Source organism: Streptomyces sp. NPDC021012 (assembly GCF_044333355.1).
Lineage (GTDB): Bacteria > Actinomycetota > Actinomycetes > Streptomycetales > Streptomycetaceae > Streptomyces.
Window position 1 is genome coordinate 116408 of sequence record NZ_JBIRQU010000003.1, and the last position, 23275, is coordinate 139682.

The window sequence follows — 23275 nt, forward strand, 5'->3', positions numbered from 1 at the left end:
ACGTCGTGCGCATCCAGCGTACAGCTCTCCAGTGTTGCGAACAGTGTGCGCAGCTGCGTACAGTGTTCGCATCGAAGGAAGACGGACGAGAACCGAGGGGGAACTCCCGATGGAAACCCGCAACCCACGCCGCTGGTGGATCCTGGTCGTGCTCTGCCTCAGCACCCTGGTGCTGGTCGTCGACAGCATGGCGCTCACCGTCGCCGTCCCCTCCATGACCGGGGACATCGGCGCGAGCGCCCAGGACATCCAGTGGATCCTGGACTCCTACATCCTGGTCTTCGCAGGACTCCTGCTCACCTCGGGAAGCCTCGGCGACCGCTTCGGCCGCCGGAAGGTCATGGTCCTCGGCCTGCTGCTGTTCGGCGCGGCCTCACTCGCCGCCACCGTCTGCGCCAGCCCCGGCGAGGTCATCGCCGCCCGCATCACCATGGGCGTCGGCGGCGCGCTGATCATGCCCTCGACCCTCTCCATCCTCATCACCGTCTTCGACGAGGACGAGCGGCCCCGCGCCATGGCCGCCTGGGGCTCCGTGTCCATGCTCGGCCTCGTCGGCAGCCCCGTCCTCGGCGGCGTCCTGATCGACCACTTCTCCTGGCACTCGATCTTCTTCGTCAACGTCCCGGTCGTCGCCCTCGCGATCCTCGCCGCCCTCACCCTGATGCCCGAGTCCAGGGGCCCCTGGCAGAAGCCCGACCCGCTCGGCGCGGTCCTCTCCGCCGTCGGCATGACCGCGCTCATCTGGTGGATCATCGAGATCCCGCAGCACGGCGCCTTCGAGGGCCGCTCGCTCCTCACCCTCGCGGTCGCCGTCGTCACCCTCGCCGGATTCGTGATCTGGGAGAACGTCACCCCCGAGCCGATGGTGCCGCTCGTGCTCTTCAAGCACCGCAACTTCAGCGGCGGTTCGCTCTCGCTGACCCTCGTGCAGATCGGCAACGGCGGACTGCTCCTCGTCCTCACCCAGTACCTGCAGTTCGTCCTCGGCTACTCGCCCGTCAAGGCCGGCCTCGCCTTCGTGCCGCTCGCCGTCGCCGCCCTCATCGGCAACGGCGCCGGCGCCGGCCTCGCCGCGAAGACCGGCAACCGGCTCCTGATCCTCGCCGGGATGCTCGTCATGGCCGGCGCCTTCGCCCTGCTCACCACCGTCGACGCGCAGTCCGGCTTCACCGTCCCGGCCGTCGCCCTCGGACTGCTCGGCCTCGGCGCCGGGCTCGCGATGCCCGCCGCCGTCGGCGCGCTGATGAGCACCATCCCCGAGGAGAAGGCCGGCGTCGGCTCCGCCCTCAACGACACCATCCAGCAGGCCGGCACCGCGCTCGGCATCGCCATCCTCGGCTCGCTCCTCACCAGCACCTTCGCCGCCGAGATGCCGGCCGACGCCCCCGAGCGGGCCAAGCAGTCCATCGGCGGCGCGCTGGCCGCCGCCCGGGGCGACGCCGGACTGATCGCCGCCGCCCGCGAGGCCTTCGCCTCCTCGATGTCCACCACCTTCACCATCAGCGCCGTCGGAGTCCTCGCGGCGGCCGTCCTGGCCACCCTGGTCATGCGGGACACCAAGCCCGCGACCGAGCCCGCCTCCGCCGACGGGGCGGAGGAGAAGACGCTCGCCGCCTGACCCCCGTACCCGCGGAAGAGACGGAAGAGCCGGCGCCCCAGGGCGCCGGCTCTTCCGTCACGAGGCCCTGAGGACCAGCGGATCAGACGAGGACCGGCAGGGTGTGCGGCCGCCGGTGGCTCGGCGCGGAGCCCTCCTCCCCGGCCGGATCCCGCTCCTCGCCGCCGGTCAGGGCCGCGACGAGGGAGGCGCGGGCCCGGGCGACCCGGGACCGTATCGTGCCGACCGGGCAGCCGGTGGCCTCGGCGGCCTCCGCGTAGGAGAGGCCGAGGAGCTGGGTCAGGACGAAGGCCTCGCGGCGCTCCGCCGGGATCGCGGCGAGGAGTTCCGCGAGGGCGATGCCGTCCTCGAAGCCGGGGAGCCCGCAGGGCTGCGCCCGCTCGGCGGCCGTCTGCCAGTCGTCCTGGTCCGAGAGCCGGGGCCGGGCCGCCGCGCGCCGCAGGCTGTCCACGACCGTGCGGCGGGCGATGGAGAGCAGCCAGGTGCGGGCGGAGGAACGCCCCTCGAACCGGGGCAGCGCGGTGAGCGCCCGCAGGAAGACCTCCTGGGTGAGGTCGTCCGCCGCCTGCCGGTCGGCGCTGAGGTACGCCACGTACCGCCAGACGTCCCGGTGCAGCGCCCGCACGAACAGATCGGCCTGGGAAGGGGAACCGTCCCGGGCGGCCAGCGCGAGACGGGTCGTCGCCGCGTCGCTCTCGGGCGAGGGCAGGGAGCGCGAGGAGCTTGTGCGCGCGTTCACAAGGTCGTGGTGGGCAGGGTTGTTCCGGGCAAGAGTCATCGCCGAAGGTCCTTACGGGCAAGAGGGGTCCGGCGCGCCGACCGGGCGCCGCCGGTGAGTCGTACGACCCGCCGCGGGGCAGGCCGATGCCCGGGGCGAGGAACGGGCCCGTCGCCCCCGGGGATCCGGCTGTCAGAAGACAGCGATCGCCCGGGGAGGCCCTCGGGTGAGCAGCGCGCGTGCGAGGAGGAGACGCCGGGGAACCCGCCCGCCGCCGGACCGCGCACGCCGGACGCGCGGCCGGTCCACGGCCACGGGCAGCACCGCGAGGAGCAGCAGCAGGGGCCGGAAGACCCGGGCGGGCACGGTGCGCAGCAGCCGGAACACGGCCCGCTCGCCGTACGCGAGCCAGAGGCCGCTGAGCAGCGCGGCGAGGAGGTGGGCCGCGAGCATCCCGGCGGAGGAGGTCAAGTCCGTCATGTCGTGGCCGGCGGGCGCGGCACTCCGCCCCGTGGCGGAGTGGCCCATGGCGGCGTGTACCAGGGCCATGTGATCCATCGTCAGGCGACCTGTGCCGGCGCGGTTCATCGTCATTCCGGCCATGCCGACGTGGTCCATGGCCGTGTGAGCCGCCGTCGGTGCGGCGACGGACGTCTGCGACCGCGAGAAGAGCAGGTGCAGCGCCGACTGGAAGGCGACGGCTGCGGAGGTCACGGCCAGGAGCCCGCGTTCACGCCCGCCGAGTACCCACGCGGCCACCGCCGTTCCGGCGAAGGCCGCCCCCAGCGTCCCGCCGGGCATGGCGCGGCCCGACATGAGGACGTGGCCGATGGCCGCGAGCAGCACGCAGACGGCCGCGAACAACGCGGCCCGCACGGCTCGGGAACATCGGCCTGGTGTCATGGCGCGCCCATCCTTGCACCCCTTCCGCAGGCATGCGGGCGGGCAGCACGACCACGGCCGCCCCCTCGACCTGTCCCGCACATGCCTACGCGAGATGTGGCGCGTCCCACAAGACCGCCCCGGGAACTCCCCCGCCCCGCGAGCCGACTTCCTCGGACGAAGGTCGAAGGCCGACGGCTGGGGAGTCCTGGACCCGGCCGCCACGGGAAACGGGAAGGGGAGGCGTGTGGGAAGCGGGAGAGCGGCGGCGCCGCCCGGGCGCGGCGGTGCCCCGGGCCGAGGCGGCGGCACCGGCCGGGGGCTGACCGCGCTGCTCACGACCGCCATGGCCTTCTCGATGATGCAGCTCTACCTCCTCGGCGCGCTCGGGCCCCGCCTCGTCGACCGACTCGGCGTCTCCGAGACCGAGTTGGGCCTGACGACGACCGTCGGGTTCGGGACGGCCGCCGTGCTCTCGCCCGTCGGCGGCCGCGTCGTCGACCGGGTCGGCCCGCGCCGCTCCCTGGTCGCGCTGCTCGCGCTCTCGGCGGTGGCGCTCGGACTCATCGGCGCCGCCCCGGGCGTGGGCCTGCTGCTCGCCGCCGTCGCCCTCGGCGGTGTGCCGCAGGCGCTGGCCAACCCGGCGACCAACAAGGCGATCCTGGCCGCCGTGCCCGCCGCGCGGCGCGGCGCGGTCACCGGGACGAAGCAGTCCGGAGTGCAGCTCGGGGCCTTCGTCGCCGGACTCCCGCTCGCGACGGCCGCCGGTCTCGTCGGCTGGCGGGGCGCGGTCGGTGTGGCGGCCGGCGCGGCGCTGCTCGCGGCGGCGTGGGCGTGGCGGGCGCTGCCGGCGGCCCCCGTGACGGACCCGCCGGCGGTACCGACGCGGGCGGGGGAGGCAGGAGGAGGGCCGGTCGCCTGGCTGGCCGGGTTCTCGCTCTTCCTGGGCGCCGGGATCGCGTCCGTGAACACGTACCTCGTGCTCTTCGGCGTCCAGCGCCTCGGCATGGGCCCGGCGGTGGCGGGCGCGCTGATCGCCGTGCTCGGCGTGGCGGGCATCGCGGGCCGGATCGGATGGTCGCGGGCCGCCGTGCCGGGCCGCGCCGAGTGGCTGCCGGGAGCGCTCGCGGCCGGTGCGGTGGGGGCGGCGGCGCTCCTGGCCGCCGCCCCGTACGCGAAACCGCTGGTCTGGGCGGCCGCCGTCGCGGTGGGCGTCTTCGCGGTCTCCGGCAACGCCGTCTCCATGGTCCTCGTCATGCAACGTTCCGCCCCGGGCCGGGCCGGGCGGGACTCGGCGCGGGTGGCCGCCGGGTTCTTCGCCGGATTCGCCCTGGGGCCGCCGCTGTTCGGGCGACTCGCGGAGAGCGGCCGGTACGGGACCGGCTGGGCCCTGGTGGCCGCCGAGTTCGCCGTGGCCGGGGCGGTCGCCCTCGCCTGGGCCACCGGGGACCGCCGCCGGAGGGGCCGTGAGTGAACTCCGGTGGGCCGACGAGGCCCTGGAGGCGGTGCTCCGGCGGGCCGGTGAGACGGCACGGCAGGTGGGGGAGCGGTTCCCGTTGTACGCGGACCCCGCCGACGGGCACTGGACCACGACCGGCCGGGGCTCCTGGGCGGGCGGGTTCTGGGCCGGGCTGCTCTGGCTGCGGGCCCGCCACACGGGAACGGCCGCCGACCGCGCGGCGGCGGCCGCATGCACGGCCCGCCTCGCGCCCTGGACGGAGGCGGACACCGCGACCCGGGGCCTGATCCTCTGGTACGGAACGGCACTCGGCGACGACGGGGAGGCCGAGGCCCTGCGCGCACGGGCGGCGCGGTCCGTACGCGCCGCGTACGACCCGGCCCTCGGCCTCGTCCCCTGGGGAGCGGCCCTCGGCGGCCCCCGGGCCCGCGCCCGCGCGGACGGGGTCCCCGGCCTCGTACCGCTCCTCGCCTCCGCCGGGGCCCGGGGAGACGCGGTGGCGGCGGGTCACCTCCACCGCCACCTCGACCTCTGCCTCGGCGGCGCGACTGCCGAACGCCCCTCCCCTTCCTGGGATTTCACCGAGGCGTCCGGCTGGCACGCCCGCCCCGAACCGGAGGTCGGCTGGAGCCGGGGCGAGGCATGGCTGCTGCTGGCCGTCGCCGACGCGCTGCTCCGCGCCCGGACGCCGCCATGGCGACCGGAGAGACTGCGCGGGGCCGCGCAACTGCTCCTGGAACAGGGCGGGTTCCTGACCGGACCCCTGGTCCCGCCCGCCCTCGCCCGACGCCCGGACGGGCCGCTCGACACCTCGGCCGCCGCGATCGGCGCGGTCGCCCTGCTGAAGCTGGCGCTGCTGCCCGGACCGGAAGCCCCCGCGTACCGCGAGCGCGCCGAGGACGTCCTCCGCCACCTGACCCGGACCCACCTCACCCCGCCCGGCACGCCGCACCCGGCCGGAATGCTCCGGGACGGCTGCTACGACGCGGCCTCGGGCACGGCCGTCCGCCACGCGCTCGTCTGGGGCGACTTCTTCCTGGCCCTCGGTCTCGCGGCCCTGCGCGGCCACGTCGACCTCGGGCGGGTGTAGAGCACGGGAGGGGCCGTACGCGGGGCGTGTCGGGTCGCCGGGCGCGAGCGGGCAGGTGGTTACGTGGCGCGGACGACCCCGAACCCCCTGGGCCCGCCGTGACGCGGCGGCCCGGAGCCGTACCTCCCGGAGGAGAACGCCATGCGGATCCACGTGACCAGTGTCTTCGTCGACGACCAGGACAAGGCCCTCGGCTTCTACACCGAGAAGCTGGGCTTCGTGAAGAAGACGGAGGTCCCCCTCGGCGACTACCGCTGGCTGACGGTCGTCCCGCCGGAGGCCCCCGACGGCACCGAACTGCTCCTGGAGCCCGACGCGCACCCCGCCGCCAAGGCGTACGCGAGGGCCCTCCTCGCGGACGGCATCCCGGCCACCTCCTTCGCCGTGGACGACGTCCGCGCCGAGTACGAGCGGCTGCGCGCCCTCGGCGTCCGCTTCACCCAGGAACCGACGGAGGCGGGCCCGGTCACCACGGCGGTGCTGGACGACACCTGCGGCAACCTGATCCAGATCGTCCAGCTGCCCTGAGCGCCGGGCGGCCGGGCGCGGGTGCGGGAGGCGGCCGCCCTTTCCGGCGGTCAGCCGACGTGGACGCGGGGGCGCCGCTCCCGGTCGGGCTCCGCCTCGCGCAGGACTTCACGGGTGACGGGGGCGATCTCGCCCTGGCCGAAGAGGAAGAAGCGGAGGAAGTTGGCGAAGGGGTTGCCCTCGGTCCACTCGAAGTAGATGTGCGGGCGGACGCCGGTGAGGTCGCGGGCGTGCAGCAGCAGGGCCGCGAGGGCGTTGGGTACGGAGGAGGATTCCACGGTCAGGACCCGGAAACGGTCGTGCAGCACCTCGCCCTTCACCGTCAGACCGGCCTCGAACTCGGAGGGATCGGTGACCGTGACCTCGACGAAGACGAAGTCCTCGGTGCTGGGCAGGTCGTTGTCGGCGCGGATCTGGTCCTTCTTCGCCCGGTACTCCTCGACGTCCCGGTTGTCGGGTTCGTTGGCGATGAAGCGGGGGGTGCGGCGGGAGATGTCCTGGATGAAACGTTCCGCCATCTCGTCGAGCTCGATGTGGGTGACACGCAGCTCGAAGGCCCGCCCGAGCCGGGAGAGCAGCGAGATCAGGATGATGCCGGCGATGAAGCAGGCACCGATCTTCACGCCGTCCGGGCGTTCGATGACGTTGACGACGGTGGTGTAGAGGAAGACGGCGGAGATGACGCCGAAGCCGATCGTCCAGCCGCGCTGGCCGGCCTTGCGGGCGGCGATGGTCACCGCGATGGCGGCGGAGCAGATAAGGACGAGGACGCCGGTGGCGTAGGCGCCGCCCTGGGCGTCGACGTCGGCGTCGAAGATCCAGGTCACGAGGAAGGCGACCAGGGTGAAGACGATGACCATGGGGCGCACGGCGCGGGCCCAGTGCGGGGCCATGCCGTACTTGGGCAGGTAGCGCGGCATCAGGTTGAGCAGACCGGCCATGGCGGAGGCGCCGGCGAACCACAGGATGGCGATGGTGGCGACGTCGTAGACGGTGCCGAAGGTGTTGCCGAGGTACTCGTGCGCCAGGTAGGCGAGCGCGCGGCCGTTGGCGTTGCCGCCGGACTCGAACTCCTTGGCGGGGATGAGGACGGTGGTGATGAAGCTGGTGCAGATCAGGAAGACGCTCATGATCAGCGCCGCGGTCGTGAGCAGCTTCTTGGTGTCGCGGATGCGGCCGGTGGGCTTGTCCTCGGTGTCGCCCTCGTCGCCCTTCACGTGCGGCATGACGGCGACGCCGGTCTCGAAGCCGGACAGGCCGAGCGCGAGCTTGGGGAAGACGATCAGGGCGACGCCGACCATGGCGAAGACGTTGCCGTGCTCGGCCGTCAGCGCGGCGGTCCAGTCGGTGACGACGTGGCCCTCGGTCAGGACGTGCCACAGGCCGGTGATCACGACGACCACGTTGAGCGCGAGGTAGACGCCGACGAGGACGACGGCGACGCCGATGGCCTCCAGGAAGCCCTTGAGGAACACCGCGCCGAGCAGCGCGATCAGCACCAGCGTGATGATCATCTGCTTGTCGTGCAGCGCCGCTTCCAGGTGCGGGTTCTCCACCAGGTGGGTGGAGGCGTCGGCCGCCGACAGGGTGATGGTGATCAGGAAGTCGGTGGCGGCGAAGCCCAGCAGGGTGAGAACGAAGAGCTTGCCCTTCCAGAAGGACAGCAGACGCGACAACATCGCGATCGAGCCCTCGCCGCGTGGGCTCTCTTCGGCCACGCGGCGATAGACGGGCAGGGCGCCGGCCAGGGTGACGATGACGAGGACGATCGTGGCGACGGGGGAGAGCAGCCCGGCGGCCAGGGCGGCGATGCCGGGCTGGTAGCCGAGGGTGGAGAAGTAGTCGACACCGGTCAGGCACATCACCCGCCACCAGCGCTGACCCTGGTGCCCGGCGTCCGGCGCCGTCTCCTTGGGCCGGGAGGGCTTGCCCTTGCCCATGTCGGACAGCCCTTCCAGCATCCACGCGCGCAATCGGGCGGAGCGGGCGTCGCTTGTGGTGGCCATCGGGTGTCCCTGGGGTGCTGTAGGTGTCGACTTTCGGCCATCAGTACGGATGGCCGGGCAAGCCTAAGCAGACGTCGGGCCGCCGATGGGGGGTCACGCGTCAGGGAAGCGTCAAGATCCCCCTGTCGGACGTCGTACTTGTCACACCGGAGGCCCTCGCCGGCCCCGGCCCCGGCCTCAGCGGCTGCCGAAGGCCTGCGTCCAGTAGGGGCCGCCGGAGGTGTGGAGGCCGATGCCGATCTCCTTGAACCCGCAGTTCAGGATGTTCGCCCGGTGGCCGGGACTGTTCATCCAGGAATCCATCACCTGCGCCGCGGTGGTCTGGCCCTTCGCGATGTTCTCGCCGTACGACGCCCACGCGTAGCCGGCGGCCGTGATCCGCTCGCCGGGGCCGTCGCCGTCGGGGTTGGTGTGGTCGAAGAAGTCCCGCGCGGCCATGTCGTCGGAATGCCCCTGGGCGGCCTTGGTCAGCAGGGGGTGCTCGGTCAGCGGCCCGCAGCCCGCTTTGGCCCGTTCCTGGTTGACCAGGCCGATCACCTGCTGCGCGGTCGAACCGGAACCGGAACCGGAACCGGTCGTCGCCTGCGTGCGGGTGGGGGTGGGCGCGGCCTTGGGGGCGGTCGTACGCGTCGGCCGGGGCGGCGGCGAGGTGCGGGAGGTGGCCGGCGTGGGGCGCGAAGGTCCGGGGGTCCTGTGGGCGGACGTGGACGCCGTCGGTGAAGGCGTGGCCGGGGAACGGGTGGCCGAGGGGGAGGCGGTCGCCGAGGGCGCGGCGGTCGTATGCGAGGCGGGCAGGCCGGCGTCGGCGGTCGCGGCGAGGGTCGTGCCGCCGGCCTCCGCACCCTTCCCCTCGTCAGGGCCGGTGGTCAGCAGGAAGGTGCCGCCTGTGACGGCCACCACGGCCAGGCCCGCCGCGAGGACGGCGCGCCTGCGGCCCTGCCGCCGCTGCCGGCGCCGCCGGCGGGCGGCACGGGAGCTCCGGGCACCGGGACCGGCGGCTGACCCGGCCCCGCCGCCGGCACCGTGTCGCGCGACGGGGGCCCCGGCGTTCACGGGCGCTGTGGCTGTCGCTGTGCCTGCCGGCGCGACGGCGTCGAAGCCGGCCCGCTCCCGGAGGTTCGCGAGGAGCAGCGCGGCCGGGGGCACCAGGAGCAGCCCGGCGAGCAGGCCCTCCGCCGGTACGAGCCCGCTCCACAGGCCGGCGCAGTGGGCGCACGCGCGCGCGTGCCGGGCTATGCGCTTGCGCCAGAGGGCGGACGGGCGGCCGTCCCAGGTCCCGGTCTCGTACCGCAGGGTGGGGCACGGCGGGTTCTGCGACAGGGCCCGCACGACGACCCGGGCGGCCTCCAGCCGGTCCTTCATCCGCTGGACCCGCACGGCGGTGTGCTGCGGCGACAGCTGGAGGGCGGAGGCCACCTCGTGGCGGCTCAGCTCACCGGCGCATTCCAGCCACCAGAGGGAGAGCAGCTCCCGGTCGTCCGGCTCCATCCAGCGGCTCGCCTCGGCGGTCTCGCGCCGCTGCCCCGACAGGTTCAGCCGGACCACGGCGAGCTCCGCGAAGTCGGCGCCCGGCTGCGCGATCTCACGGGCGTCGTCGAGGCCGCCCGCGGGGAGGCCGGCCCGCTGCTGCCGGTGCCAGTGGCCGCGGACGCCGTTCATGGTGATGGCGACCAGCCAGGACCTGAAGCTGTCCGGGGAACGCAGGTCGCCGAGCCCCGCGAGCGCCCGCAGCATCGTCTCCTGGACCACGTCGTCGACGTCGTGGTGACCGTTCATCGCCCGCCCCACGATGTTGTAGACGAGGGGCAGGTGGAGCGCGAGGAGCCGGTCCTGCGCCCGCGGGTCTCCGCTCTGTGCCGCCCTGACCAGTTCCGTACCGTGCTGTGCGCCCATGCTCCGTGTCACCCTGCCCGTTTCCGCTGTCGTCGACCGCTGACAGAGGGGAGATCACGGGGAGGGGGCCGGATAACAGGAATCCGCGGGGGAGATCCGGGAACCTCCGGTCCTCCGTAGAGGAGGCCAGGGCGCCGTCCCGCTCTTCGTGGCTTCCGCCAGTACGAGGTTCCGTGCCGCTCCGGCAAGACTGCCGGGGCATGACGGATCACCAGGCACGACCGAGCACTGGGGAGGACCGCGCGATGAGCGTGCAGCAGTACGACGAGATCGGTGAGGCGTTCGAGGGGTTCAAGTCCCTGCCGTTGACCCGGTACGGGGAGGTGCCCAGCTTCCTGGGCCTCGTCGGCGACGTGAAGGGCAGGTCGGTCCTCGACCTCGCCTCCGGCACCGGCTTCTACAGCCGGGAGTTCATGCGGCGCGGCGCCTCCGAGGTGCTCGGCATCGACATCTCGGGCGAGATGGTCGCGGCGGCACGGGGCTTCGAGGAGCGCGAGCCGCTGGGCGTGCGGTACGAGGTGGGCGACGTGTCCGAGCTGCGCGAGCTCGACCGGCGCTTCGACATCGCGCTGGGGGTCCAGCTGCTCAACTACGCGCCGGACATCGCCGCCATGGAGCGGATGTGCCGCCATGTGCACCGGAGCCTGAACCCCGGCGGCGAGTTCTTCGTGCTCGCACAGAAGCCCGACTACCGCTTCGACGGGCCGTCCCTGGCCAAGTACGGCTTCCTCTGCGAGGCGACCGGGGAGGAGATCGAGACGGGACCGCGCGTCCGGATCACGGCGCTGCTCGACCCGCCGATCTCCTTCGTCGGCGCCTGCCCTCGACGCGAGGTCTACGAGGACTCGCTGCGGGCGGCCGGATTCGGCGAGCTGGCCTGGGTCCCCCTGGAGGTGTCCGAGGCCGGCGTCCGCGAGTTCGGCGCGGACTTCTGGGCGGACTGCCTCGCCAACCCGCCCTTCGAACTGCTGCGCTGCCGCGCCTGACGCCCGCCCCCTGACGCCCGCCCCCTGACACCTGAGGTCCGGCCCCGGACGTCCGGCTCCCGAGCCCGACGTCCGGCGCCGGACGCGCACCCTGGTGACCCGATCTCCCGCACCCGCCCCTACGGTGGTCGGGTCCTGCCGCTCCCGTCCGCTCGGCGCCGACGCGGACGACTACGTGCTCGGCGCCAACGTGGCGGGCTTCCTGAAGGTGGCGGAGGCCATGCAGGCGCAGGGCGTCATCTGACACCTGCGGGGAGGTAGCGGCGAGGGTCCCCCCGTGACACGTGCGGGGAGGGCGCGGCGCGGGTCCCCGTGACACGTGCGGGAAGGGCGCGGCGCGGGTCCCCTTGACACCTGCGGGGAGGTAGCGGCGCCGGTCCCCGTCGCGTCACCCGTGCGGCCCGGCCGGGATGCCCTTCCGGCCGGGCCGTGCGCAGGGTGGTACCCCGGACTGTGCTCGCGGCCGGACACCACGAAGGGGGCCCCATGGGCAGGACGCACGGAGGCGGGGCCGCGCGGCTGCTCGCGCGGCTGGCCCTGCTCGCGGCGGCCGGTTCGCTGGTCGCCCTCCTGTTCGCGCTGGGCGACGGCGGCCTGGTGGTGGTCGGGGCGGGGTTCCTCGGTCTTGTCCTCTGCGCCGTCGGCATCTGGTGGTTCGTCGCGCACCGGGGCGCGGTGCGCCTCCTCGGGGCGCTCCTCGCGGTCGCCGCCCCCGTCGGCGTCCTCGTCCTCTTCGTCCACGAAGGCCTGTGGCCGATGGCGCTGGCCCTCTGCCTGTGCTGGGCCGCGACGCTGGCCTGCGCGCGGGCGGCGCTGCGCCGATCGCGGCCGCCCCGGCCGACGCGGGCGGTCGCGGCGCGCCGGCCGGAGCGACCGGTCCTGATCATGAACCCGAAGTCCGGGGGCGGGAAGGTCGGCCGCTTCGGCCTCGTCGACCGGGCGGAGGAGCTCGGCGCCCGGGTGATCCTGCTCGACCCGTCCGCCCCGGCCGACGTCGCCGCCCTGGCCCGCGACGCCGTGGCCGAGGGCGCCGACCTGCTCGGCGTCGCGGGCGGCGACGGCACCCAGGCGCTGGTCGCGGCGGTCGCCGCCGAGCACGACCTGCCGTTCCTCGTGATCTCCGCCGGCACCCGCAACCACTTCGCCATGGACCTCGGTCTCGACCGCTCCGACCCGACGCGGTGCCTCGACGCGCTGACCGACGGCGAGGAGCTCCGGATCGACCTCGGCGACGTCGACGGCCGGCCCTTCGTCAACACCGTCTCCTTCGGCGTCTACGCCGATGTCGTGCAGCGCCCCGAGTACCGCGACGACAAGGCGGGCACGGCCCTGGCCCTCATGCCGGACCTGCTGCTCGGCGACGGCGTACCACGGCTCGACGCGCGGATCGACGGCACGCCGCTCTCGTCCCAGCAGGCCCTGCTCGTCAGCAACAACCCGTACGTCTCGCCCGACGAGCTGAGCGGCGGCGGCCGCCGGTCCAGCCTCGACGACGGCGAACTGGGGGTGCTCGGGATCCGGGTGGAGGACGCGGCACAGGCCGCCGACCTGGCCGTACGGGGTTCCCAGTCCACGGGCCTCACCGTCCTGACCGCACACCGCGTCGAGGTGACGGTCGCCGACGCGGAGGACATCCCGGTGGCGGTCGACGGCGAGGCGCTGCGGATGCCCACCCCGGTCGTGTGCACGCTGCGCCCGCGAGTCCTGCGGGTCCTGGTGCCGCGCGACCGCCCGGGTGTCCCCGCACCGGTGCCGCCCGTGCGGTGGCGGCGGATCCTCGACCTCGCGTTCGGCCGTGCGGACCGGCCGGCGGAGGCGTCGCCGTAGGGCCTGTCCGGCGGATCACGGCCGGGCCGGGCCCGCTGAGCCCGGCCCCCGGCGTCAGGCGCGGGGGAGGGGGCGCTGGTTCCAGCCCGCGACCACCGGCAGCCCGTGCTCCGTCGACAGCCGGCCGACCGTCGCCGTCATCAGCAGGAACAGCCGCCCGTCGGACGCCGGCAGGCCCAGGTACCGGGCGGTGAGGACCCGCAGCAGATGCGCGTGCGCCACCACCACACCGTCCTCCCCGGAGCCCGCGAGGAGCGGCGCGACGCGCGCCAGGACCCGGTCGGCCCGCCGCCCCACGTCCTCGACGGACTCACCCGGCCGCCCGTCGGGGTGCGGGGGCACGCCGTCGCGCCAGAGCGACCAGTCCGGCCGGGACTCGTGGATCCGGGCCGTGGTCAGCCCCTCGTACCCGCCGTAGTCCCACTCGCGCAGGTCCTCGTCCGTCTCGACGTCCCGCAGCCCGGCCAGCTCGGCCGTGCGCCGGGCCCGTCGCAGCGGACTGCTCAGCACGAAGGCGAACGACCGGCCCGCGAAGGACGGCGCGAGCGTCCGAGCCTCCGCCTCGCCGTCCGGCGTGAGCGGCAGATCGGTACGGCCGGTGTGCCGCCCGGAGGCGCTCCACTCCGTCTCGCCGTGACGGACGACAAGGAGGTCTCCCATGTCCCGCTGCTCCTTCCGGATCGTGGCTACTCGACCGGCTTGCCGGGCTGGTCGTGGGTGGAGCAGTGGATCCCGCCGCCTCCGGTGGCGATGGTGTCGATGTTCAGCTGCACGACGTCCCGCTTGGGGAAGTGCTCCTGGAGGATGCCCCGGGCGCGGTCGTCGGCCTTCCTGTCACCGAACTTCGGCATGTAGACGGCGTCGTTGCCGACGTAGAAGTTGGCGTAGGTGGACAGGAAGTCGTCGGTGTAGCCGGTGATCAGGTCGGGGTCGGGCTGCGGGAGGTCGATGACCTCGAAGCTGCGGCCCTGGGCGTCGGTCGCCTCGCTGAGCACGGCCTCGGCCTGGTCCGAGGAGCGCGACCAGGAGTCCGCCGGCATGCCAGGGAACGCCCGGTCGAGCAGGATCACGCCGGGCGCGGTGAAGCGGACGAGGCTGTCGACGTGGGCGTCGGTGATGTCCTCGCCGCGGACGCCCTTCAGCCAGATCACCTTGTCCATGCCGAGGAGCTCCTTGAGCTCGGCCTCGATCTGGGCGCGGGACTTGCCCGGGTTGCGGTTGTCGTTGACGATCGAGCTCTCGGTGATCAGGAGCGTGCCCTCGCCGTCCGTCTCGAAGGAGCCGCCCTCGGCGACGATCGACGTCTGGATGCGGGGGATCCCGTACTTCGACAGCAGCTTCCGTCCGACCAGGGCGTCGTTGTTGTGTACCTGCTTGTTGCCCCAGCCGCTGAAGTTGAAGTCGACTCCGGCGACCTTGCCGCCCTCCTCGACGAACACGGGCACGGTGTCGCGGGCCCACAGGTCGTCGACGGGGAGGGGGATGACCTCGACGCCCTTGCCGCAGGCCTTCTGTGCGGCGGCCAGCTGGTCGGGCCGGGCCATCATCACGACGTACTCGTACTCCGAGACGGCCCGTGCGACCCGGGCGATGTCCTGACGCACGTAGGGGAGGTCGTCCTCCCACACGGACTCCAGGGCGGGCCACGACATGAAGGTGCGGGCGTGGCTCTCCCACTCGGCGGGCATGCGGATCTCCTCGTCGCTTCCCGTGGTCGGGTCGGTGGTGCCCCCGGCCCCGGACGGGCCGGATTCGCCGGGGCCGCAGGCGGCGGCGCCGAGGGTGAGCGCGCCGATCCCGGCGAGCACGCGCAGGGCCGAGCGGCGGGAGGGGAGGAAGTCGGACATCGGGGTCTCCGATCGTGAGGGGCGCGGACCGCGGCTCCGTGCCCCTCAACAGGGTGCACGCACGGTCCTCTGAATCGCTGGTTACGCCTGGCCGGATATGACCTTCGTGTCGCCACTCTGACACTGACTGAAAATTCAGTCAAACTGGATGGCGAGGTCGTTCTGGATGGCGGGGTCGTTTCCTCCGCGGGGCCCGCGCCGGGCGTCCGGTGTCAGCGGCCGAGTCGCTCGACCTCGGTGGAGACCGCCTCCTTCACCAGCTCGCGGGCGTGGTCCAGCGGCAGCGCGCCGCTGAGCCAGCGGGTGCTGAGCCCTTCGAGAAGGCCGGTGAGCCTCTCCGCGGCCGCCGTGAGGGCCGGTGCGGGGGTCGACGGACGGATGCGGCCCAGGAGGTCCGCGACGTCGTATATCCAGGTCAGTGTGGCCCTGGCCAGATCTTCGCGCAGCTCGGGCTCGAAGATCGCGCTGGCGCGCAGCTCGCCCCAGGCCGTGCTGTTCTCGCGGACCTCGGGGAGGTCCTGGAACTCCAGCAGCAGGGACTGCTCCAGCTCCTGCAGGGCGTCGCGCGGGCCGTCGGGACCGTCGTGTCCGTCGGGGTGGCCGGGTCCGCTCGCGTCGGACGTGTACCGGTCGGCCCGGTCGCTGATGAACTCCAGGGTGTGGCGCAGGACGCCGGCCCGGTCCTTGAAGTGGTAGTAGATCAGCGCGGTGGACACCCCGGCCTCGGTCGCCAGCTCCTCCATGCGCAGCCCGCGCACTCCCCGGCGGGCTATGACCCGGGCGGCACCTTCCAGGATGGCCCTTCGGCGGTCCGTCGACACGTGATCCCCCTCTTGAGTGGTCTGAACCAACAGTGTCGCATATTGACTGAATCTTTAGTTAGAGCCAGTATGCGTCCGTCGGATCGGTCGCATCGTTCGACACGCGTCCTTCGTTCCGCCTCGCCGAAAGAGCCACCGCATGTCCGCTCAGCTTCCCGACGCACAGCCCGCTCCCGCCCACGCGGCTCTGACGGCCGACGACCCCCGGGAGATCGGCGGCTACCGCCTCCAGGCCCGGCTGGGCTCCGGCGGCATGGGCGTGGTGTACCTGGCCCACACCCCCGGCGGCCGTCCGATCGCCCTGAAGGCGGTACGGGAGGAGTTCGCGGGAGATCCCGAGTTCCGCCTGCGCTTCGCCCAGGAGGTGGCCAGCGCCGAGCGCATCCACGGCCTGTTCACCGCGCAGGTGGTCGCGTCGGGCGTGGACGCCCCGACCCCGTGGCTCGCCACCGCCTACATCCCCGGTCCGTCCCTGCACCAGGTGGTCCAGCGCCACGGACCGCTCCCGGCGCGGACGGTGCTGCTGCTCATGGCGGGCATCGCCGAGGCCCTCCAGGCGATCCACGGCGCGGGCGTCGTCCACCGCGACCTCAAGCCCGCCAACGTGCTGATAGCGGAGGACGGGCCCCGCGTCATCGACTTCGGCATCGCGCGCGCGGCCGACGCCGTCGCGCTGACCGGGGTGGGCCTGAGCATCGGCACGGCGGCGTTCATGGCCCCCGAGCAGGCGCTCGGCCGGCCGGTGTCCCCGGCCACCGACGTCTTCGCGCTCGGCGCGCTCATCGCGTACGTGGCGAGCGGCGAGACCCCCTTCGGGGAGGGGCCGGAGTCGGCCGCCCTGTACCGGGTGGTCCACGAGCGGCCGGACCTCGCCCGCGTACCGCACGACCTGCGCGATCTGCTGGCCTGGTGCCTCGCCAAGCGGCCGGAGGACCGCCCCGCGACGGTGGATCTGATCGCCGCCGTCCACGCCCACCCCCTGGTGGGGGGCCGCCCGGAGTTCGCCGAGGGCTGGCTGCCCCAGTCGGTCAGCAGCGAGGTGGTGGGCCGGGCGGCGCGCCCGGCACCCGTCCACGCGCAACCCACCCTCGCGGCCCCGGCCCCGACCCTGGCCCCGGACGTGTCGCCGTCCCCGGCCCCAGGTCCGCCCCCGGCTCCGACCCCGGTCCCGGGCCTGGCCCCGACCCCGCCCCCGGCGTTTCCGTCTCCGAGGTCCGGTGCCGCGGGCGCTCCGGTCGTGGAGCCCTCCCGGCGGCGGGCGCGGAAGGGTCGGCGGCGCCTGGTCGTGGCGGCTCTCGCCGTGCTCGCGGTCCTCGTGGCTGCCGGGGGCGTCGTCCGTCTCCTCGACGCCCGGTCAGGGGGAGGGGACGCGGGCTACGGCCCGTCGTATCCCCCGGCGGACTCCTACGCGCCCGGCGGCAAGGAGGTGGAGCTGACCCTGCCCGACGCCACGTACGAGTTCGACCTGAAGTCCGGGAAGGTCGTTCCCGCGGACACCGCCGCCTGGTACCTGGCGCGCGACCGCTCGGAGTTCGTCCTGCCCGAGGACAGCGACGCCTTCGTCTCGCCGGGGGAGGAGCTCACCCCCGCCGACTGCGTGCGGGGCATCGACACGGAGCCGGCCACCCGGATCGCCTTCGCGGACCTGGCCGACGAGCGGCCCTTCTGCGTCCGCAGCTCCGACGGGCGGGACATCGTCGTCGTACGGCTGCTGGAAGCCAAGGTCGACGGCGGTCCGGTCATGGCGGCCTTCGAGCGCTACCGCAGCGAGCGGTAGAGGGCATAGTCCCGAAGTGATCATTGACTGAATTTTCAGTCTGCGGAACGATGCGTGGAACACCCGCCCCTCCCTCAGGCAAGGAGTCCCATGGACACGCCCACGACCTCCCGACGCCGGCTGCTCCAGTTCGGTGCCGCGGCCCTCCCGCTCGCGGCCCTCGGGTCGGCGCTTCCCTCGGCCGCCCACGCCGCCACCGCTCCCTCGGGCGCCACGCTGCGGATGCCCGCGGAGCACGACGCGCACGTGCGGACCTTCATGGCCTGGCCCGCGCTGTCCTCGGTCTGGTACCCGTACCTCAGCGGCGTGCGCGGTGACATCGCGCGCGTGGCCGACGCGATCTCCCGCTACGAGCCCGTCGTGGTGCTCGCCCGCCCCGAGCAGGCGGCCGACGCGCGGTACCAGTGCGGAGCCGGTGCCTACTACGGCATCGAGGTGGTCGAGATGGCCAACGACGACCTGTGGATCCGGGACTTCGGCCCCACCTTCGTGGTCGCCCCCGGCGCCGTCGCGGGCGTGGACACCAACTTCAACGGCTGGGGCAAGACCGGCACGAGCTACTACCAGCCCTACGCCAACGACGCCGCGGCGGCCGCGACCCTGCTCGGCCGGTACGGCGTCCCGCGCGTCCAGGCCGGGTTCGTCGGGGAGGGCGGCTCGCTGGAGACCGACGGCCAGGGCACCCTGCTCGCCACGGTCAGCTCGCTCGTCAACGCCAACCGCAACCCGGGCATGACCCAGGACCAGGTCGAGCAGGCGCTGAGGTCGGCGCTCGGCATCGACAAGGTGATCTGGGTGCCCGGACTCGCCGGCCAGGACATCACCGACTGCCACATCGACTGCCTGGCCCGCTTCGTCGCACCGGGACAGGTCATCCTCGACCAGCCCGGCCCCGGCACCGACCCCAAGTGGGTCGCCGTCTACAACGAGACCAAGCGGATCCTGCTGGGCGCGACCGACGCGCAGGGCCGCCGCCTGACCGTCACCGAACTCCCCGGCCCCGACCGGCGGTACATCCGCGGCAAGAACAGGGGCCCCGCCTTCCTGTCCAGCTACACGAACTACTACACCGCCAACGGCGCCGTCCTCGTCCCCCAGTTCGGCGACAGCTACGCCGACGGCGTCGCCTACAACATCCTCGCGGCCGCCTACCCCGGCCGGACCGTCGTCCAGCTCGACATCGACAACATCGCGACCGGCGGTGGCGGCATCCACTGCGCCACCCAGTCGCAGCCGGTCGCGCCTCCCGCGTAGCACCCGACCGGCCCGAGGGGGCGACGAAAGGCACCCGTTCCTCACCCCCGGCCCCGGCCCGCCCCCTCGTCAGGGCCGTGATTCCGCCGACCGGGCGAGCCCGGTAAGGTTCGGGCCATGGCGTCTCGCAGCACTCAGATCCTCGAAGCCGCCGCCCGGGTGATCGCCCGGCGCGGGGTCCGCGGCCTGCGCGTGGAGGAGCTCGCCGCCGAGGCGGGGGTGTCCACGGCGCTGATCTACTACCACTTCAAGGACCGCGCCGGGATCCTGAGCAAGACGCTGGAGTTCATCAGCGACCGCGCCGAGCGCTACACGACCGACCGCGATCCGGAGGCCGAACCGCTCGGCCCGCGCGAGGAACTGGAGCAGACGCTCCTCCTCGAACTCCAGGACACGACCGAGGTCAGGGAGAACAGCACCGCCTGGGGCGAGCTGCGGGCCAGCGCCGTCTTCGACGACCTCCTGCGCGAGGACCTCGCGCGATCCACCCTCGTCTGGGTGCAGGAGGTGGCTGCCCTCCTCGGCCAGGTCAGGCCGATGGCCCCGGCCGTCGCCCTCACGGCGTCCGCCGAGCGGCTCACCGCCCTCCTGGAGGGCCTCAGCATGCGCTGGCTCAGCGGCACGCTCCAGATCTCCCACGCCCGGACCCTGATGAACGAGGCCATCGACGCGGAGATCGAGCGCCTCGGCCGCCCGTGACGCGGCGCCTCCCGACACACCTCCCCACCAGGTGACCTGACAGGTCGTACGGCTCATGGCCGACCGAGTCGGCACCGGGCGGCACAAGCACGTCCGCAATCTTGACTGATATTTCAGTCAGTGTGAGAGTGGGTGCCCTGCACCCACATCCCTCTCCCCTCCATGGAAAGGACGGGACCCCTTGCGTGTGACCAGGCTCTTCCCCCAGGGGGCGACATGCCCCTGACCCCCACCGAACGGGACCGGCTGCTGCTCTTCACGGCCGCCGAACTCGCGCGGACGCGCCTGGGGCGCGGACTGCGGCTCAACGTGCCGGAGGCGACCGCGCTGATCGCCGACACGGTGTGCGAGGCCGCGCGGGACGGCCTCCACCTGGCCGAGGCCCTCGACCGGGGCCGCGGCGTGCTCGGCCCGGACGACGTGCTCCCCGGCGTGACCGACGTCGTGACGGAGATCCAGGTCGAGGCGGTGTTCGACGACGGCACCCGGCTGGCCGTCATCAGCGCCCCCTTCGGCGACGTGGAGCACGACGACGGCGCCCCCGGGGCCGTCCTGCCCCACACGGACACCCTGCCTGAGCCGGAACCGGCGCTCACCCTGCGGGTGCGCAACACGGCCTCGGTCCCGGTCAGCGTGACCTCGCACTTCCACTTCTTCGAGGCGAACCCGCGCCTCGACTTCGACCGGGCCGCCGCCTACGGCATGCGGCTCGCCGCCCCGGCCGGATCGTCCACCCGCTTCGACCCCGGCGCCGTCGTCGAGGTCGGACTCGTACCGATGGGCGGGGACCGGATCGCCATCGGATTCGCGGGCCTGGTCGACGGGCCGCTGGACGCGCCCGGCGCGAAGAGCGAGGCCCTGAAGCGCGCCGCCGCCTGCGGCTACCTCGGAGCGGAAGGGGCGGAGCGATGAGCAGGCCCACCAGGCACGGCGACCACTGCTCGCCCGGCGCCAGCCGACACATCGACCCGCACGAGTACGCCACCGTGCACGGCCCCCGCGCCGGCGACCGGGTCCGGCTCGGCGACTCCGGGCTCGTCGTCCGCGTCGAGTCGGACGCGCAGGCGTACGGCGACGAGTTCCTGGCCGGCTTCGGCAAGACCGCCCGCGACGGCATGCACCTCAAGGCCGCGGCCGTCCGGGACACCTGCGACGTCGTGATCACCAACGTGCTGGTCATCGACGCCGTGCAGGGCATCCGCAAGGTGTCCATCGGCATCCGCGAGGGCCGGATCCACGCGATCGGGCGGGCCGGCAACCCCGACACCCTCGACGGCGTCGACGTCGTCGTCGGCACCGGCACCACCATGATTCCGGGCGAAGGCCTGATCGCCACCGCCGGAGCGATCGACACCCACGTCCACCTGCTCTCCCCGCGCATCATGGAGGCGTCCCTGGCCTCCGGCGTCACCACGATCATCGGCCAGGAGATCGGGCCGAGCTGGGGTGTCGGCGTCAACTCGCCCTGGGCCCTCAAGCTCGGGTTCAGCGCCTTCGACGCCTGGCCGGTCAACATCGGCTTCCTGGCCCGTGGCTCCGCCTCCGACGAAGCGCCCCTGGTGGAAGCCCTCGCGGAGGGCGGCGCCTGCGGCTTCAAGGTCCACGAGGACATGGGCGCCCACACCCGGGCCCTCGACACGGCCCTGCGGGTCGCCGAGGAGCACGACGTCCAGGTCGCCCTGCACAGCGACGGCCTGAACGAGTGCCTCTCCGTCGAGGACACCCTCCGCGTCCTGGACGGCCGTACGATCCACGCCTTCCACATCGAGGGCTGCGGCGGCGGACACGTCCCCAACGTCCTGAAGATGGCGGGCGTGCCGAACGTCATCGGCTCCTCCACCAACCCCACCCTGCCCTTCGGCCGCGACGCGGTCGCCGAGCACTACGGGATGATCGTCTCCGTCCACGCGCTCAAGACCGACCTCCCGGGCGACGCGGCCATGGCGCGCGACCGGATCCGGGCCGGGACGATGGGCGCGGAGGACGTCCTGCACGACCTCGGCGCGATCGGGATCACCTCCTCCGACGCGCAGGGCATGGGCCGCGCGGGGGAGACCGTACGGCGTACGTTCGCCATGGCCGGGAAGATGAAGGCCGAGCTGGGCCCGATGGAGGGCGACGGCGCGCACGACGACAACGCGCGCGTGCTGCGCTACATCGCCAAGCTCACCCTCAACCCGGCGATCGCCCACGGCCTCGCGCACGAGGTCGGCTCCATCGAGGTCGGCAAGATGGCGGACATCGTGCTGTGGCGCCCGCCCTTCTTCGGCGCGAAACCGCAGATGGTCATCAAGAACGGCTTCCCCGCCTACGGGGTCACCGGCGATCCGAACGCGGCCACCGACACCTGTGAGCCGCTCGTGCTCGGGCCGCTGTTCGGCGCCCACGGGGCCGCCCCCGCCGAGCTGTCCGTCGCCTTCGTCAGCCGCGCCGCCGCCGAGTCGGGCTCGTCCGGCTCGCCGTACGACACCCTGGGCACCCGGCGCAGGCGTGTGGCCGTACGGAACACCCGCGGCATCGGCCCGGCCGACCTGGTGCGCAACACCCGCCTCGGACAGGTGGACGTCGATCCGCGCAGCGGTCTCGTGACCCTGGACGGCGCTCCGATGCGCTCCGAGCCCGCGCAGCAGGTCTCGCTGAGCCGCCTGTACTTCCTCTGACCCCGGCCGACCGACCCTCTGGTCCCAGCCGACCGGCCGAAACTCCAAAACCATGTCACTTCTCTTGACTGAATTTTCAGTCGAGTGAAGGATGATGTTCACACCGCGTACCCGTCCCCCCCCGCGCTTCCGCCCGGCCGAGCCGGCCGCCGCCGACGGGTACTTCTGGCGAAACGAAGAGAGACCCGTGATGACTGCATTCCGTATGCCTGCCGAGTGGTCCGAACACGAGGGATGCCTCATGGCCTGGCCCGTCCGTGAGGACCTGTGGGGCAGCGTGCTGGACGACGTCAAGGAGGAGTACGCGAACGTCGCCCGCGCGATCGCCGAGTTCGAGCCCGTGACCATGGTCGCCCCGCCCGGCCACGGGGAGGACGCCCGTACGAGGTGCGGCGACGGGATCACCGTGGTGGAGCTGGCGCAGGACGACTCCTGGTTCCGCGACTCCGCCCCGCTCTTCGTGCTCGACGGCGAGGGCAACCGCGCCGGAGTGGACTTCCGCTTCAACGCCTGGGGCCGCAAGCACAGCCCGTACGACTCCGACGACCGGGTCGGCGCCCTCCTCCTGGAGCACCTGGGCGTCGAGCGCATCCCCTCCTCCATGATCCTGGAGGGCGGGGCGATCACGGTCGACGGCGAGGGCACCCTGATCACGACCGAGCAGTGTCTCCTGCATCCCAACCGGAATCCCGGCATGAACCGGGACGAGATCGAGGCCGAGCTGACATCGCAGCTCGGCGTCAGCAAGGTTGTATGGCTGCCGTACGGCGGCCTGCTGGACACCGAGACCGACGGCCACGTCGACGGTGTCTGCGCCTTCGCCGCTCCGGGTACCGTGGTCGTCTCCCTCCCGGACGACCCCGAGCACCCGGACTACGCCCGGATGCGGGCCAACCGCGCCGTCCTGGAGGCGACCCGGGACGCCCGCGGCCGCCGACTGGAGATCATCGACGTCCCCCAGACCGCGTTCGTCGAGATGCCGGACGGAGCCGTCGAGGTGTCGTACCTGAACTACTACGTCGCCAACGGCGGCGTCGTCGTCCCGGTGGCCGGGCTGCCCCAGGACGAGGCGGCGCTCGCCGTGATCGCCTCGGCGTACCCGGGCCGCAAGGTCGTCCCGGTGCAGGCGGTCGCGATCGCGTTCGGCGGGGGCGGGGTGCACTGCATCACGCAGCAGATCCCCGTCGCACGCCCCTCCGTCGCGTAGACG

The 23275-nt window shown here is 73.4% G+C and carries 20 protein-coding genes; 13 read left to right on the top strand and 7 right to left on the bottom strand.

Going from position 1 to position 23275, the window contains the following annotated elements:
* Positions 1-109: 109 nt before the first annotated feature.
* Positions 110-1618 carry an MFS transporter gene (locus tag ACH4TP_RS10320; protein WP_398436971.1) on the top strand — a complete coding sequence of 503 codons (1509 nt, stop codon included), beginning with the start codon at positions 110-112 and terminating at the stop codon, positions 1616-1618.
* An 82-nt stretch (positions 1619-1700) separates the two neighbouring features.
* Here the strand turns inward: ACH4TP_RS10320 and ACH4TP_RS10325 are convergent, their stop codons facing one another.
* Positions 1701-2396 carry a sigma-70 family RNA polymerase sigma factor gene (locus ACH4TP_RS10325; RefSeq protein WP_398436973.1) on the bottom strand — a complete coding sequence of 232 codons (696 nt, stop codon included), beginning with the start codon at positions 2394-2396 and terminating at the stop codon, positions 1701-1703.
* A 132-nt stretch (positions 2397-2528) separates the two neighbouring features.
* Entirely contained in the window at positions 2529-3212 is a 684-nt protein-coding gene (locus tag ACH4TP_RS10330) for a hypothetical protein (RefSeq protein ID WP_398436975.1), read from the bottom strand.
* A 352-nt stretch (positions 3213-3564) separates the two neighbouring features.
* Between ACH4TP_RS10330 and ACH4TP_RS10335 the strand changes: the two genes are divergently transcribed.
* The 3 genes from ACH4TP_RS10335 (at position 3565) to ACH4TP_RS10345 (ending at position 6295) form a co-directional block, all read left to right on the top strand.
* A complete protein-coding gene (locus tag ACH4TP_RS10335) occupies positions 3565-4692 on the top strand; it encodes an MFS transporter (protein ID WP_398185978.1) in 1128 nt (375 codons plus the stop codon).
* Positions 4685-5767, top strand: a complete 1083-nt coding sequence (locus ACH4TP_RS10340; protein WP_398436976.1) for a sugar ABC transporter permease — start codon at positions 4685-4687, stop codon at positions 5765-5767. Before ACH4TP_RS10335 ends, ACH4TP_RS10340 begins: the two co-directional genes overlap by 8 nt.
* A gap of 141 nt (positions 5768-5908) precedes the next feature.
* Entirely contained in the window at positions 5909-6295 is a 387-nt protein-coding gene (locus ACH4TP_RS10345; protein WP_398185449.1) for a VOC family protein, read from the top strand.
* 50 nt (positions 6296-6345) lie between these two features.
* Here the strand turns inward: ACH4TP_RS10345 and ACH4TP_RS10350 are convergent, their stop codons facing one another.
* Together ACH4TP_RS10350 and ACH4TP_RS10355 are read right to left on the bottom strand one after the other, a co-directional pair.
* A complete protein-coding gene (locus ACH4TP_RS10350; protein ID WP_398436978.1) occupies positions 6346-8301 on the bottom strand; it encodes an APC family permease in 1956 nt (651 codons plus the stop codon).
* 177 nt (positions 8302-8478) lie between these two features.
* Positions 8479-10194: a sigma-70 family RNA polymerase sigma factor gene (locus ACH4TP_RS10355; protein ID WP_398436980.1), complete on the bottom strand. Its 1716-nt coding sequence runs from the start codon at positions 10192-10194 to the stop codon at positions 8479-8481.
* A gap of 245 nt (positions 10195-10439) precedes the next feature.
* Between ACH4TP_RS10355 and ACH4TP_RS10360 the strand changes: the two genes are divergently transcribed.
* From ACH4TP_RS10360 to ACH4TP_RS10370, 3 genes are all read left to right on the top strand, one after another.
* Positions 10440-11180 carry a class I SAM-dependent methyltransferase gene (locus ACH4TP_RS10360; protein WP_398436983.1) on the top strand — a complete coding sequence of 247 codons (741 nt, stop codon included), beginning with the start codon at positions 10440-10442 and terminating at the stop codon, positions 11178-11180.
* Between the two features lie 94 nt (positions 11181-11274).
* A complete protein-coding gene (locus ACH4TP_RS10365; protein WP_389232636.1) occupies positions 11275-11424 on the top strand; it encodes a hypothetical protein in 150 nt (49 codons plus the stop codon).
* A 242-nt stretch (positions 11425-11666) separates the two neighbouring features.
* Positions 11667-13007: a diacylglycerol/lipid kinase family protein gene (locus tag ACH4TP_RS10370; protein WP_398436985.1), complete on the top strand. Its 1341-nt coding sequence runs from the start codon at positions 11667-11669 to the stop codon at positions 13005-13007.
* Between the two features lie 54 nt (positions 13008-13061).
* On the opposite strand, the gene ACH4TP_RS10375 is transcribed toward ACH4TP_RS10370, so the two are convergent.
* From ACH4TP_RS10375 to ACH4TP_RS10385, 3 genes are all read right to left on the bottom strand, one after another.
* Positions 13062-13667: a histidine phosphatase family protein gene (locus ACH4TP_RS10375; RefSeq protein ID WP_398436987.1), complete on the bottom strand. Its 606-nt coding sequence runs from the start codon at positions 13665-13667 to the stop codon at positions 13062-13064.
* Positions 13668-13693: 26 nt separating this feature from the next.
* Entirely contained in the window at positions 13694-14854 is a 1161-nt protein-coding gene (locus ACH4TP_RS10380; protein ID WP_398436989.1) for an agmatine/peptidylarginine deiminase, read from the bottom strand.
* Between the two features lie 212 nt (positions 14855-15066).
* A complete protein-coding gene (locus tag ACH4TP_RS10385; RefSeq protein WP_398436991.1) occupies positions 15067-15675 on the bottom strand; it encodes a TetR/AcrR family transcriptional regulator in 609 nt (202 codons plus the stop codon).
* A 139-nt stretch (positions 15676-15814) separates the two neighbouring features.
* Between ACH4TP_RS10385 and ACH4TP_RS10390 the strand changes: the two genes are divergently transcribed.
* The 6 genes from ACH4TP_RS10390 (at position 15815) to ACH4TP_RS10415 (ending at position 23272) form a co-directional block, all read left to right on the top strand.
* Entirely contained in the window at positions 15815-17452 is a 1638-nt protein-coding gene (locus ACH4TP_RS10390; protein ID WP_398436993.1) for a serine/threonine-protein kinase, read from the top strand.
* A 90-nt stretch (positions 17453-17542) separates the two neighbouring features.
* Positions 17543-18706: an agmatine deiminase family protein gene (locus tag ACH4TP_RS10395; RefSeq protein WP_398436995.1), complete on the top strand. Its 1164-nt coding sequence runs from the start codon at positions 17543-17545 to the stop codon at positions 18704-18706.
* A gap of 117 nt (positions 18707-18823) precedes the next feature.
* On the top strand, positions 18824-19405 hold the full coding sequence (locus ACH4TP_RS10400) for a TetR/AcrR family transcriptional regulator (protein WP_389232653.1): 582 nt from the start codon (positions 18824-18826) through the stop codon (positions 19403-19405).
* 216 nt (positions 19406-19621) lie between these two features.
* On the top strand, positions 19622-20317 hold the full coding sequence (gene ureA / locus ACH4TP_RS10405) for an urease subunit gamma (RefSeq protein ID WP_389232656.1): 696 nt from the start codon (positions 19622-19624) through the stop codon (positions 20315-20317).
* Complete coding sequence (locus tag ACH4TP_RS10410) at positions 20314-22065, top strand: urease subunit alpha (RefSeq protein ID WP_398436997.1); 1752 nt, start codon at positions 20314-20316, stop codon at positions 22063-22065. Before ureA ends, ACH4TP_RS10410 begins: the two co-directional genes overlap by 4 nt.
* A 205-nt stretch (positions 22066-22270) precedes the next feature.
* Positions 22271-23272 carry an agmatine/peptidylarginine deiminase gene (locus ACH4TP_RS10415; RefSeq protein WP_389233248.1) on the top strand — a complete coding sequence of 334 codons (1002 nt, stop codon included), beginning with the start codon at positions 22271-22273 and terminating at the stop codon, positions 23270-23272.
* Positions 23273-23275: the final 3 nt, after the last annotated feature.

What these genes read in the sequence shown, in the direction of transcription:
- ACH4TP_RS10395 (WP_398436995.1), top strand. Translation starts at nt 17,543, where the DNA reads ATGGACACGCCCACGACCTCCCGACGCCGGCTGCTCCAGTTCGGTGCC.
- ACH4TP_RS10380 (WP_398436989.1), bottom strand. Translation starts at nt 14,854, where the DNA reads ATGTCCGACTTCCTCCCCTCCCGCCGCTCGGCCCTGCGCGTGCTCGCC.
- ACH4TP_RS10370 (WP_398436985.1), top strand. Translation starts at nt 11,667, where the DNA reads ATGGGCAGGACGCACGGAGGCGGGGCCGCGCGGCTGCTCGCGCGGCTG.
- ACH4TP_RS10375 (WP_398436987.1), bottom strand. Translation starts at nt 13,667, where the DNA reads ATGGGAGACCTCCTTGTCGTCCGTCACGGCGAGACGGAGTGGAGCGCC.
- ACH4TP_RS10320 (WP_398436971.1), top strand. Translation starts at nt 110, where the DNA reads ATGGAAACCCGCAACCCACGCCGCTGGTGGATCCTGGTCGTGCTCTGC.
- ACH4TP_RS10325 (WP_398436973.1), bottom strand. Translation starts at nt 2,396, where the DNA reads ATGACTCTTGCCCGGAACAACCCTGCCCACCACGACCTTGTGAACGCG.
- ACH4TP_RS10415 (WP_389233248.1), top strand. Translation starts at nt 22,271, where the DNA reads ATGCCTGCCGAGTGGTCCGAACACGAGGGATGCCTCATGGCCTGGCCC.
- ureA (WP_389232656.1), top strand. Translation starts at nt 19,622, where the DNA reads ATGCCCCTGACCCCCACCGAACGGGACCGGCTGCTGCTCTTCACGGCC.
- ACH4TP_RS10390 (WP_398436993.1), top strand. Translation starts at nt 15,815, where the DNA reads ATGTCCGCTCAGCTTCCCGACGCACAGCCCGCTCCCGCCCACGCGGCT.
- ACH4TP_RS10335 (WP_398185978.1), top strand. Translation starts at nt 3,565, where the DNA reads ATGGCCTTCTCGATGATGCAGCTCTACCTCCTCGGCGCGCTCGGGCCC.
- ACH4TP_RS10350 (WP_398436978.1), bottom strand. Translation starts at nt 8,301, where the DNA reads ATGGCCACCACAAGCGACGCCCGCTCCGCCCGATTGCGCGCGTGGATG.
- ACH4TP_RS10345 (WP_398185449.1), top strand. Translation starts at nt 5,909, where the DNA reads ATGCGGATCCACGTGACCAGTGTCTTCGTCGACGACCAGGACAAGGCC.
- ACH4TP_RS10360 (WP_398436983.1), top strand. Translation starts at nt 10,440, where the DNA reads ATGAGCGTGCAGCAGTACGACGAGATCGGTGAGGCGTTCGAGGGGTTC.
- ACH4TP_RS10355 (WP_398436980.1), bottom strand. Translation starts at nt 10,194, where the DNA reads ATGGGCGCACAGCACGGTACGGAACTGGTCAGGGCGGCACAGAGCGGA.
- ACH4TP_RS10400 (WP_389232653.1), top strand. Translation starts at nt 18,824, where the DNA reads ATGGCGTCTCGCAGCACTCAGATCCTCGAAGCCGCCGCCCGGGTGATC.
- ACH4TP_RS10410 (WP_398436997.1), top strand. Translation starts at nt 20,314, where the DNA reads ATGAGCAGGCCCACCAGGCACGGCGACCACTGCTCGCCCGGCGCCAGC.